This window comes from Nonomuraea harbinensis, from assembly GCF_019396385.1.
Taxonomy (GTDB): Bacteria; Actinomycetota; Actinomycetes; order Streptosporangiales; family Streptosporangiaceae; genus Nonomuraea; species Nonomuraea ferruginea.
Genome location: NZ_JAHKRN010000010.1, coordinates 204,159 through 214,664 on the forward strand (window position 1 = coordinate 204,159; position 10,506 = coordinate 214,664).

Sequence of the window (10,506 nt, forward strand, 5' to 3'; positions counted from 1 at the left end):
GGCACGTGGAAGAGCCGAAGTTCGAGATTCAGATGCTGCACGATCGGGTGATGATCCGGCTGGAGCGCGACACCGAGGAGCGACGCAGCGGATCGGGCATCGTCATCCCGGCGACGGTGAAGATGGCCAACCGGCTCGCCTGGGGCGAGGTCTGCGGGGTCGGCGCCAACGTGCGCTCGGTCCGGGTCGGCGACAAGGTGCTGCTCAATCCTGAAGACCAGTTCGAGGTGGAGCTGCACGCGCAGACCTATCTCGTGATGCGCGAGCGCGACCTGCACGCGGTGGCCACGCAGGAGACCGACCACGGCACGGGTCTCTATCTCTGAGGCCCCCGCCTCAGGAGAGGACGAACTGCCTGGCCACCTGGATGACGTCCACGCCGAACGTGAGCAGGCTGAGGTAGATGATCAGGCCCATGGCGCAGAGCGTCACGAACGCCACGATGATCCGCACGGTCCAGCCCCGCCGCTTGTACCACTCGGTCCAGGCGTGCAGCATCCGCTTGCCGAACTCCAGCAACCGGTGCGCCCAGTGAAACTCGGTCGCCAGCACCGCCAGGCCGCCGAACACGACCAGCCAGCCGGGGCCGGGGAACGGCACCATGATCAGGCCGCCGACCACCATGACGGTGCCGATCACGCCGATCACGACCTTGAGGGTGAGCGCGCCGGTGCGCGTGGCCCTGACGCCGTCGAGCCAGCCCTTGAGCCCGCGACGGCGAGGAATGCTGGAGTGACGCGCGGCCTCGTCCTTCATGAGGTCGGCGTCCCCCGTCTCGGATTTCTGCGTCGGCACGGTCCCCCCGGACAGTCGGTGTGGTCACCAGGATACGGGTAGGCCCACAGGCACGAGTGGCCAAATGTGGACTACACCCGGAACGTCCGTCAAACCCGCTGAACGGTAAAATCTGGCGCTAAACCAGGATATATCGGGCTTTTCTCAGCTACTGTAGAGCATGCCTGAGGTTATGCTTCGCACTGTTACCGGCCCCGTCCGCGCGGCCGCGGTGACCGGTGCCGTACTCCCCCACGAACACCTCCGCGCCGACATGCGCTGGGCAGTGGGCATCGACTCCGATCCGTACCGCTGGCTGGACGAGGAGCAGGCCGTCATCGCCGAGTTCCGCGCGCTGCGCACCGGCGACGACCCGCTCGGCCTGGTCGTGGAGCTCACCTCCATCGGCATGGGCCGCGACGCGGCCGCCCTGGCCAGGATCGCCGCCGGCAGCCGTGTGCCGGTGGTCGCCGCCACGGGCCTTTCCACCGGGCCGTTCTCCGGCGCCGCCGACGCCGACGCCGACACGCTCACCGGCCTGCTGATGGCCGACATCCTCGACGGGATGGACGACAGCGGCGTGTTCCCCGGCGTGATCGGCGAGGTCGGTTGCTGGGGCGCGCACCCCACCCCGGCCGAGGAGCGCGCCCTGCGGGCCGCCGCCCGCGCCGCGCTCTCCTCCCGGCTGTCGGTGGCCACCTACGGCCAGGACGGCCTGGCCATGCTGGAACTGCTGATGATCGAGGGCCTGCCCGCCTCCCGGGTGTCCGTGGGCTGCTCGGGCGCCGACCCGGCCGCGGCCCGCAAGATCGCCGAGTCCGGCGCGTACGTGAGCCTGGGCTCGATCGGCGTGGGCGCCGAGCGGGCGGCAGCCGTCGCCCTGGACCTCATCCGCGAGGGCCACGCCGGCCGGCTGCTGCTCAGCAGCGGCGTGAGCCGGGTCGCGCAGCTCGGCAAGTACGGCGGCCCCGGCTACGGGCACCTGTCCGCCGCGGTGCTGCCCAGGCTGCGCGAGGCCGGCGTCGAGGCGGAGACGCTGAGCGCGATCACCCACGACAACCCGCTGCGCTGGCTGACGGACGGGTTGACCTCAAGCTGAGTCGAGGTCTCATGCTGACGTCATGAGACTCACCGAATCCGAGCTGGCTTTCCTGTCCACCCAGCGGCTGGGCCGCCTGGCCACGGTCGCACCCGGCGGCCAGGTGCAGAACAACCCCGTCGGCTTCTTCGTCGACGCCGAGGCCGGCACGATCGACATCGGCGGCCTCGACCTGGCCGCCACCAAGAAGTTCCGCAACGTACGGGCCGGCAGCACGGTCTCGCTGGTGGTGGACGAGCTGGCCTCGGTCAGCCCGTGGATCGTGCGCGGGGTGGAGATCCGCGGCACCGCCGAGGCGCTCACCGGCGTGCGCCCGCCCAGGCCCGGCATGTCCGACGCGGTCATCCGCGTCAAGCCGGCGAAGGTCATCTCCTGGGGCCTGCCAGACTGAGACCGTGATCTGGGTCGTCAGCGGCCCGCCGGGGGCGGGCAAGTCCACGGTGGCCGCCGCGCTGCTCGCCCGCCTGTCGCCGGTGCCCGCCCTGCTCGACAAGGACACGATGTACGGGGGCCTCGTCGCCGAGGTGCTGGCCGGCTACGGCAGGCCTCATGGGGAACGAGAGGGTTCCTGGTACGACGAGCACGTCAAAAGGCACGAGTACGCCGGCATGACCGCGACCGCCCGGCGGATCCGCGAGCACGGGTGCCCGGTCATGCTCGACGGTCCTTTCACCGGCCAGGTGCACGACGCGGCGCGCTGGCGGCGCTGGGTGGCGGAGCTGGGCGGCCCGCCGGTGCGGCTGGTGTGGGTGCGCTCCGACGCCTCGACGCTGCGCGAGCGCCTGGAGGCCAGGGGCCTGCCGAGGGACGCGGGCAAGCTGGCGGCGTTCGACGCGTACCTCGCCAGGATCAGGGTGGACGAGCCGCCCGCGGTGCCGCACCTGGAGATCGACAACCGGCGCGGCGCGCCCCCGCTGGGGGCGCAGCTCACCGCGGCGGGTATATCGCCGCGAGCACCCCGGGCAGGCGGGCCACCCACCGGGTGAACCGCCCTTCCTCGAACGCGGCGCCCGGCTCGTTGGCGAGCTGCTGCGACAGCAGGCCGGCGATCAGGCTGGAGCCCAGGGCCTGCCCCTCCTCGCTGGCGGCGTCCGGATGCAGTTCGCCGCGCTCGATGGCGGCCGACGTCAGCGCGGTGAAGTGGTCGTGGACGGCCAGGGCCGGCGCGTACGCCCGCTCGGAGGGCTCGAAGCCGGGCACCGGCCGCCAGAACAGCAGCTGGGCCAGCGCCTGGTTGGCCATCACCCACCGCGCGCCGGCCTCCAGCGAGGCGGCCATCGCGGCCAGGCCCGGCTCCGCGCCCGCGGCGCCCCGCAGCACCGCCTCCAGGTAGGCCCGCTGGCCGCGTTCGAAGAGCGCGTCGTAGACGGCGTGCCGGGACGGGAAGTACTTGTACAGCGACGGCGGCCGGATGCCGAGCCGCCTGGCCACGGCCGACAGGCTCAGCCCGGCCACGCCGTCCTCGGCCATCACCTCCAGGGCGATGGCCAGGATCTCCTCCAGCGTCTCCGCCCGCCGGCGGGCCCTCCGATCGGGAATGTCAGCCATGGCATGTAGCTTAGGCTATAGGTATTAGCTGAAGCTATGGAGGAGAGCCATGTCCCGCGAGATCGTGCTCACCGGTCTCCGGCAGAACAACCTGCGCGACGTCTCCCTGCGGCTGCCCAAGGAGCGGCTCATCGTGTTCACCGGCGTGTCCGGCTCCGGCAAGTCGTCGGTGGTGTTCGAGACCATCGCGGCCGAGTCGCAGCGCCAGCTCAACGAGACCTACAGCGCGTTCGTCAGGAACCGGCTGCCCAAGCACGAGCGCCCGCGCGCCGGGCGGCTGGAGGGGCTGACCGCCGCGGTGGTCGTCGACCAGCGGCCGGTGGGCGGCAACGCCCGCTCCACGGTCGGCACGATGACCGAGATCCACCCCATGCTGCGGGTGCTGTTCTCGCGGCGCGGCGAGCCCTCGGCGGGCCCGTCGACGGCCTACTCGTTCAACGACCCGGCGGGCATGTGCCCGGAGTGCGCCGGCCTCGGACGGAAGACGGAGGTCGACGTCGGCCGGCTGGTCGACTTCGACCTGTCACTGGCCCAGGGAGCGCTGCGGCCGTACGCGGTCGGCGGCTACGTGTGGAGCCTCTACGCGAAGTCGGGACTGTTCGACCCGGCCAAGCCGCTGCGCGACTACACCGAGCGGGAGCTCGGCCTGCTGCTGCACGGGAGCGGGTTCAAGGTCGAGCGCGACGGCCGCGCCCACGACTACGAGGGCGTGATCACCCGGTTTGACCGCGTCCACCTCCACCGCGACGTGGAGTCACTCGACCAGGCGGCGCGGGAGGTGGTGCGCGAGCGCGCCTGCCCCGCGTGCGGCGGACGGCGGCTCAACCCGGCGGCGCTGGCCTCCCGCATCGACGGCCGCAACCTGGCCGACCACTGCGCGATGGAGATCACCGACCTGATCGGCGTGCTGGCGGAGACGGCCGACCCGGTCGCCCGCGCGGCGGTGGAGGCGTTGCGCCGCGTCGAGGCCATCGGGCTCGGCTACCTCAGCCTCGACCGGGAGACGCCGACCCTGTCGGGCGGCGAGGCCCAGCGCCTCAAGACCGTGCGCCACCTGGGCAGCGGCCTCACCGGTCTCACGTACGTCTTCGACGAGCCCAGCGCCGGCCTGCATCCGCGCGACGTGCACCTGCTCGGCGGGCTGCTGCAGCAGCTGCGCGACAAGGGCAATACTGTGCTCGTGGTCGAGCACGACCGCGACGTGATCGCGCTCGCCGACCAGGTGGTCGACCTGGGCCCGGGCGCGGGCGCCGACGGCGGGCGGGTGGTCTACCAGGGTCCGGTGGCCGGGCTCGGCGACACGCCGACCGGCCGCGCGCTGCGGCGGGCGCGCGGGCTCAAGGAGCGGGTACGCGAACCGTCCGGGTGGCTGACGATCGGCGGCGCCCGGACCCACAACCTGGCCGACGTGACGGTCCGGGTGCCGCTGGGCGTGCTGACGGCGGTGACCGGCGTGGCCGGGTCGGGCAAGAGCACGCTGATGACCCGCGAGCTGCCCGCCCGCCATCCCGGCACGGTGCTGGTCGACCAGTCGGCCGTGCACGCCTCGCCCCGTTCGACGCTCGCCACCTACCTGGGGGCGATGGACGGGCTGCGCAAGCTGTTCGCGGACGCGCACGGGGTGCCGGCCAAGTTGTTCAGCGCCAACTCGGCGGGCGCCTGCCCGGAGTGCGGCGGGCGCGGCGAGATCAGGACCGACCTGGCGTTCATGGACCCGGTGACCCGCGTCTGCGACGCCTGCGGCGGCACCCGCTACAACCGCGAGGCCCTGTCGTACCGCCTGGCCGGGCGCGACATCGCCGGCGTGCTGGCGCTGACCGCAGGCGAGGCCGTGCGCGACTACGACCTGCCGGGCCTCGACCGGCTGGGCGAGCTGGGGCTGGGCCACCTGACCCTGGGGCGTTCGCTGGCCACGCTGTCGGGCGGCGAGCGGCAGCGGCTCAAGCTGGCGCACCGGCTGCACGAGTCTGGTCAGGTGTACGTGTTCGACGAGCCGACCAGGGGCCTGCACCCGGCCGACGTCGACCGGCTGCTGGCGCTGCTCGACCGGCTCGTCGACGGCGGCAACGCGGTGATCGTGGTGGAGCACGACCTCGACGTGGTCAAGCACGCCGACTGGGTGATCGACCTGGGGCCGGAGGCGGGACGGCACGGCGGGCGGGTGGTGTTCGAGGGCACCCCGGCGGCGCTGGCCGAAGCCTCCACCCATACCGCGAAATATCTGGCTAAGTCTCTCGATAGTCCTCGTCCCGCGCGTCGATGATCGCCATGTGCCCCGGCAGGTGCCCGATCGCGAACTCCACACCGCTGGCCATCACCGCCGCCTGCGGCGTCACCCCGCACGCCCAGAACAGCGGCGTCTCCCCCTCCCGCACCTCCACCGGGTCGCCGAAGTCGGGCCTGCCCAGGTCGCCGATGCCGATCACGGCCGGGTCGCCAATGTGGACCGGCGCGCCGTGCACCATCGGGTAGCGCCCGCTGACCTCGATCGCGGTGGCCACCAGCGCCTCCGGCACCGGCCGCATCGACACCACGAGCGGCCCGGCCAGCGGCCCCGACGGCTCGCACGGCACGTTCGTCCGGTACATCGGCACGTTCACGCCCTGCTCCAGGTGCCGGACCGGCACGCCCGCGGCCAGCAGCGCCCGCTCGAAGGTGAAGCTGCAGCCGAACAGGAACGGCACCAGGTCCGCCCGCCACTCCGCCACCACCTCACCGGTGTCGGCGACGGCGCGTCCGTCCTGGTAGACGCGGTAGCCGGGCAGGTCGGTGCGCAGGTCGCCGGGGAACAGGCGGGTGCGCACCGCGCCGGGCTCGCCCACGTCGAGGAGCGGGCAGGCCCGCGCGTTGCGGTGCGCGAACAGCAGCAGGTCGTAGGCCAGCTCCTGGGGCACGGCGATCAGATTGGCCTGGGTCCAGCCCTTGCACCAGCCGGCCGTCGGCGTGCGCTCCCCGCCGCGGAAGCGCTCGCGCGCCTGCGCGGGGGTCAGGTCTGCGACGTCCACTCCTCGAGCGTACGCCCGAGTCGCCGGATCAGCGCCAGACGCCGAAGGTGTGCGGCCCGAGCCCGTACCCGTCGGGGGTCGGCAGCACGTACCCCTGGCTGATCAGCCGCTCCAGGCTCTCCCGTACCTCCTCGCCGGGCAGGCCGGTGATGTGCACCAGCTCGTCCAGGCCGACCCAGCCGTGCTCGACGGCCGGGCCCGCGACGGCCTCGTAGACGTGGATGTCGACGTCGGACAGCGCCTGCACGTCGTGTCGCGGATCCATCAGCGTGCCCTCGCTCCCTCGCGCAGCCGGTTCGGGTCGATCTCGCGCTCCGGATAGCGGCGCAGATATTCGGACTCCATCTCGTTCGTCCGTGAGGTGTGACGGGCGAGCGCGTCGTCGGAGCCGTGCAGGAAGGTGTCGGTGCGGGTGGTGTGCAGTTGCCGCAGCTCGCGCAGCAGGTCCTCGTCGCTCAGCTGGGCCGGGTCGATTCCCATCGTCGTCATGGGCTCCCTCTACCCCAGATGGCGCTCGACAATATCTGTCACATTTCCTGACACATAGGCATTGTTCGGGAGATTAGACCGCCTTACCTTCCCGTTATGGACCTCGAGCTCAGGCACCTCAAGATCGTCCGCGCCGTCGCGGACGCCGGAAGTGTCAGCAAGGCCGCTTCCATGCTCGGGTTGGCCCAGCCCGCCCTCACCGCCCAGCTCAAGCGCATCGAGCGGATGCTCGGCGGCGCGCTCTTCGAGCGCGACCGTCACGGCGCCCGCCCCACCCGGCTGGGCGAGCTGGTGCTCGCCCGCGCCCGGGTACTCCTGCCCGCCGCCAAGGAGCTGCAGGAGGAGGCCGTACGGTTCGCACACGCCCCCACCTCCGGCTACCGGATAGGCGCCACCAACGGCCCGATACTCGGCGGCCTGGTGCACCGCCTGGCCGCGGAACGCCAGGTAACCACCTACACCAGCTGGTCGGCGCACGAGCTGACCACCATGGTCGAGCTGGGCCGGCTCGACTACGTGCTGACCGGGGCGTGCGGCGACAACGGCACCCCGGCGGGCACCCTGGCGTGGGAGACGATCAGCCTCGACCCGGTCTTCACCCTGCTCTCCGTGGACCACCCGCTGGCCGTGGAGAAGGAGGTGGAGCTCGCCGACCTGGCGGACGAGCAGTGGGCGGTCACGCCGGGGGACGGCTGCTTCAACGACTGCTTCGCGATGGCGTGCGCGCGGGCCGGGTTCACGCCGGGCACCATCTACGAGACCGACGTGGCCACCTGCGTGCACCTGGCGCAGGTGGGCCGCGCGGTGGTGCTCTGCCAGGCCACCCACCAGCCCGCCCCCGGCATGGTGGTGGTGCCGCTGAAGAACGCGCCGCTGCGCTGGCGTCAGCTCCTCGGCCGCCACCCGGCCGCGCCGGACGCCGCGTGGGTGCTCCTCCAGGCCAAGCAGACACACCGGGAAGCGGTACGGCGCAGCCGCGCCTACCACGACTGGCTGGGCCGCAACCCCGGATTCGGCACCGCGCCATAACACCGTGATAGGGCCGAACTGGTACTCCTCGGATCTCGGCCACCCGCGTACGTTGACGGCACCCCCCAGCCACAGCGAGGAGACACCCATGCTGCGGACCCCAGCGCTGATCGCCATCTCGATCGGCGCCTTAGTCATGACGGCCACCCCCGCCGTCGCCACCCCCACCACCACCACGACCACCACCACGACCACCACCACGACCACCGCCACGACCACCGCCACGGCCGAGCCCCCCAAGGGCGTGATCGACGCCATCGAGCGCGACCTCGGCATCAGCGAGAGGCAGGCCGTCGCCCGGATGGCCAACGAGGCCCGCGGCAACCAGGCCGCGCCCGCCCTGGCCAAGCAGCTCGGCGACCGCTACGCCGGCGCCTGGTTCGAAGGGCCGGAGAGCAAGCTGGTCGCGGCCAGCGTCAAGCAGTCGGACGCCGCCGCGATCAAGAGCTCCGGCGCCGACGCCCGCATCGTGACCCGCACGCTGGCCCAGCTCACCGCCGTCAAGGACGGCCTGGACAAGGCCGCGCCGCCCGACACCGTGCACAGCTGGTCGGTCTCACCCGCCGACAACGCGGTCGTCGTGCAGGCCGCCGACCAGGACGCGGCCCTGGCCTGGGCGAAGAGCGCCGGCGTCGACACCGGCGCGGTCAAGTTCGCCGACTCGGCGGACCGGCCGAAGCTCCTGTACGACATCCGCGGCGGCGACGCGTACTACATCTCGTCCTCGCGCTGCTCCGTCGGGTTCGCCGCGCGGCGCGGCACCCAGGTCGGCTTCACCACCGCCGGCCACTGCGGCTCCAACGGCCAGTCCACGACCGGCTACAACCGCGTGGCGCAGGGCACCTTCCAGATCTCCTCGTTCCCCGGCAACGACTACGCCTGGGTCGCGACGAACGCCAACTGGACCGCCCCCGGCGTGGTCAACGGCTACTCGGCCGGCATCCTGCCGGTGCGCGGCGCGTCCGTCACCCAGCCCGGCGGCTCCGTGTGCCGCTCCGGCTCCACCACCCAGTGGCACTGCGGCACCGTACAGGCGCTCAACAGCACCGTGAACTACCCGCAGGGCACCGTCTCCGGACTCACCCGCACCTCCGTCTGCGCCGAGCCCGGCGACTCCGGCGGCGCGTTCATCTCCGGCGACCAGGCCCAGGGCATGACCTCCGGCGGCTCCGGCAACTGCAGCATCGGCGGCACCACGTACTTCCAGCCCATCGGTGAGATCATCTCCGTCGGCGGCCTGACCCTGGTGACCAGCGACGGCGGCGGCGACCCCGACCCGCCCACCGGCTGCCAGGGCTACCAGTCGACCCACACCGGCTCGCTGTCGTCCGGCCAGAACGCCTACCAGCCGAACGGCTCCTACTACCAGACGACGACGTCGGGCACCCACGCCGCCTGCCTGGACGCCCCTGACGGCACCGACTTCGACCTCTACCTCCAGAGGTGGAACGGTTTCTCCTGGAGCACCGTGGCCCAGGGCATCACGCCCGGCGCCGACGAGACCGTCACCTACAACGGCAGCGCCGGCTACTACCGCTACCGCGTGCACGCCTACAGCGGCTCCGGCTCGTACACCCTGGGCTTCAACCGCCCGTAACGTACTCCCACCCGGGACGCCACTGGAACGGAGCTTCAACCAGCTCCTCCAGCGGCGTCCCGTCGAACAGCACCCGCAGGGCCCACCGGTTGGCCGCATGCGCGACGACCAGCACGGTGCGGCCCTGCCACCGTCCGGCGACATCCTCCAGAAAAGCGCCCATCGCGACCACCACCTGCCGGTAGCTCTGCCCGCCCGGCCACGGCTCGTCCACGTACCGGACGCGCAGCGGCGCCAGCTCAGCCACCGGCCGCCCGTTGTAGATCCCGTAGTCGCACTCACGCAACCGCCGGTCGAGCATGATCTCCCGCCGCCGGCCGAAGGCGATCTGCGCGGTCTGTACGGCGCGGCGCAGGTCCGAGGCGTAGACCACGTCCACGTCCTTGCGCCGCTCCCCCAGCTCACGCGCTTGTTCCCGCCCTGCGGCGGACAACTCGCCGGGGAGATGGCCGGTGGCGACGCCCGCCTCGTTGTCCACTGTGGTGGCGTGGGTCTCGTAGATCAGCTTTACCGGCAAGCGCGCCACCCCGTCCGCTCTCGGAAGAATGATCGTCCTAGTCTCCCCCGAGAGGGCTCGGCGTGGAATGATGTGCGAGGCATCAGGCGGGGCTGGGGGCGCTCACCATGCTTTAACCTTGTCGATGCGCACAACTCAATCCAGGGGCGGTAGCTCAGCCGGTCAGAGCATCGGACTCATAATCCGTGGGTCGTGGGTTCAAGTCCCACCCGCCCTACCCACTTCACCAGGTACGGAGCACCCTATCCCGCTTCCGCGGGCGGGGGAAGCGGCGGTTGGGAGACCGAGGGGAGACCGCCAGTCGCGGACACTCCCTCTGCCACCGCTCTGCGTGGCACCAGAGCCGCGCTGGCCTCCGCGGCCGCGTGCGCTATCTCTGGGAGCACTGATGTGTAGATATCTGAAGTGATCAATTGACTGGAGTGGCGCAGCATCGACGACGTCGTCT

Annotated in this window: 13 protein-coding genes and 1 tRNA gene; 8 read left to right on the forward strand and 6 right to left on the reverse strand. The window is 71.8% G+C overall.

The genetic code is table 11. The features are described 5' to 3' along the window. Positions 1–5: 5 nt before the first annotated feature. A complete protein-coding gene (locus KME79_RS13875) occupies positions 6–326 on the forward strand; it encodes a GroES family chaperonin (RefSeq protein WP_148032935.1) in 321 nt (106 codons plus the stop codon). A 10-nt stretch (positions 327–336) separates the two neighbouring features. Here the strand turns inward: KME79_RS13875 and KME79_RS13880 are convergent, their stop codons facing one another. Next, entirely contained in the window at positions 337–795 is a 459-nt protein-coding gene (locus KME79_RS13880) for a TIGR02611 family protein (protein ID WP_219544769.1), read from the reverse strand. Between the two features lie 172 nt (positions 796–967). Here KME79_RS13880 and KME79_RS13885 point away from each other — a divergent pair, with 172 nt between their 5' ends. Genes KME79_RS13885 through KME79_RS13895 form a run of 3 tightly spaced genes read left to right on the forward strand, consistent with a single transcriptional unit; the run spans position 968 to position 2,859 of the window. Further along, the gene (locus tag KME79_RS13885) at positions 968–1,873 is read left to right on the forward strand and encodes a phosphotriesterase family protein (RefSeq protein WP_246639784.1); all 906 of its coding nucleotides are present in this window, start codon (positions 968–970) and stop codon (positions 1,871–1,873) included. A 22-nt stretch (positions 1,874–1,895) separates the two neighbouring features. Beyond that, entirely contained in the window at positions 1,896–2,264 is a 369-nt protein-coding gene (locus KME79_RS13890) for a PPOX class F420-dependent oxidoreductase (RefSeq protein ID WP_219544771.1), read from the forward strand. A 4-nt stretch (positions 2,265–2,268) separates the two neighbouring features. After that, the gene (locus KME79_RS13895; protein WP_219544772.1) at positions 2,269–2,859 is read left to right on the forward strand and encodes a P-loop nucleotide/nucleoside kinase family protein; all 591 of its coding nucleotides are present in this window, start codon (positions 2,269–2,271) and stop codon (positions 2,857–2,859) included. Here KME79_RS13895 and KME79_RS13900 read toward each other — a convergent pair. After that, positions 2,801–3,421: a TetR/AcrR family transcriptional regulator gene (locus KME79_RS13900; protein ID WP_219544773.1), complete on the reverse strand. Its 621-nt coding sequence runs from the start codon at positions 3,419–3,421 to the stop codon at positions 2,801–2,803. The genes KME79_RS13895 and KME79_RS13900 overlap by 59 nt on opposite strands. A 49-nt stretch (positions 3,422–3,470) precedes the next feature. On the opposite strand from KME79_RS13900, the gene KME79_RS13905 reads away from it, so the two are divergent. Then, a complete protein-coding gene (locus KME79_RS13905; RefSeq protein WP_219544774.1) occupies positions 3,471–5,684 on the forward strand; it encodes an ATP-binding cassette domain-containing protein in 2,214 nt (737 codons plus the stop codon). On the opposite strand, the gene KME79_RS13910 is transcribed toward KME79_RS13905, so the two are convergent. The 3 genes from KME79_RS13910 to KME79_RS13920 are packed head-to-tail and all read right to left on the reverse strand — an operon-like array spanning position 5,647 to position 6,915. Next, positions 5,647–6,426 (reverse strand): putative hydro-lyase, encoded by a 780-nt coding sequence (locus tag KME79_RS13910; protein ID WP_219544775.1) that lies wholly within the window; start codon positions 6,424–6,426, stop codon positions 5,647–5,649. The genes KME79_RS13905 and KME79_RS13910 overlap by 38 nt on opposite strands. A gap of 28 nt (positions 6,427–6,454) precedes the next feature. Further along, a complete protein-coding gene (locus KME79_RS13915) occupies positions 6,455–6,691 on the reverse strand; it encodes an RIO2 family protein (protein WP_219544776.1) in 237 nt (78 codons plus the stop codon). Then, entirely contained in the window at positions 6,691–6,915 is a 225-nt protein-coding gene (locus tag KME79_RS13920) for a DUF6158 family protein (protein ID WP_148032943.1), read from the reverse strand. Before KME79_RS13920 ends, KME79_RS13915 begins: the two co-directional genes overlap by 1 nt. Before the next feature lie 96 nt (positions 6,916–7,011). Between KME79_RS13920 and KME79_RS13925 the strand changes: the two genes are divergently transcribed. Together KME79_RS13925 and KME79_RS13930 are read left to right on the forward strand one after the other, a co-directional pair. Further along, the gene (locus KME79_RS13925; RefSeq protein ID WP_148032944.1) at positions 7,012–7,944 is read left to right on the forward strand and encodes a LysR family transcriptional regulator; all 933 of its coding nucleotides are present in this window, start codon (positions 7,012–7,014) and stop codon (positions 7,942–7,944) included. A gap of 88 nt (positions 7,945–8,032) precedes the next feature. Beyond that, positions 8,033–9,541, forward strand: coding sequence for a S1 family peptidase (locus tag KME79_RS13930; RefSeq protein ID WP_219544777.1), 1,509 nt, complete (start codon positions 8,033–8,035; stop codon positions 9,539–9,541). Here KME79_RS13930 and KME79_RS13935 read toward each other — a convergent pair. Beyond that, positions 9,528–10,058 (reverse strand): histidine phosphatase family protein, encoded by a 531-nt coding sequence (locus tag KME79_RS13935; protein ID WP_219544778.1) that lies wholly within the window; start codon positions 10,056–10,058, stop codon positions 9,528–9,530. The two genes, KME79_RS13930 and KME79_RS13935, sit on opposite strands and share 14 nt — an antisense overlap. Before the next feature lie 143 nt (positions 10,059–10,201). Between KME79_RS13935 and KME79_RS13940 the strand changes: the two genes are divergently transcribed. After that, a tRNA-Ile gene (locus KME79_RS13940) sits at positions 10,202–10,275 on the forward strand. Positions 10,276–10,506 lie beyond the last annotated feature (231 nt).

What these genes read in the sequence shown, in the direction of transcription:
- KME79_RS13925 (WP_148032944.1), top strand. Translation starts at nt 7,012, where the DNA reads ATGGACCTCGAGCTCAGGCACCTCAAGATCGTCCGCGCCGTCGCGGAC.
- KME79_RS13930 (WP_219544777.1), top strand. Translation starts at nt 8,033, where the DNA reads ATGCTGCGGACCCCAGCGCTGATCGCCATCTCGATCGGCGCCTTAGTC.
- KME79_RS13905 (WP_219544774.1), top strand. Translation starts at nt 3,471, where the DNA reads ATGTCCCGCGAGATCGTGCTCACCGGTCTCCGGCAGAACAACCTGCGC.
- KME79_RS13900 (WP_219544773.1), bottom strand. Translation starts at nt 3,421, where the DNA reads ATGGCTGACATTCCCGATCGGAGGGCCCGCCGGCGGGCGGAGACGCTG.
- KME79_RS13915 (WP_219544776.1), bottom strand. Translation starts at nt 6,691, where the DNA reads ATGGATCCGCGACACGACGTGCAGGCGCTGTCCGACGTCGACATCCAC.
- KME79_RS13885 (WP_246639784.1), top strand. Translation starts at nt 968, where the DNA reads ATGCTTCGCACTGTTACCGGCCCCGTCCGCGCGGCCGCGGTGACCGGT.
- KME79_RS13920 (WP_148032943.1), bottom strand. Translation starts at nt 6,915, where the DNA reads ATGACGACGATGGGAATCGACCCGGCCCAGCTGAGCGACGAGGACCTG.
- KME79_RS13890 (WP_219544771.1), top strand. Translation starts at nt 1,896, where the DNA reads ATGAGACTCACCGAATCCGAGCTGGCTTTCCTGTCCACCCAGCGGCTG.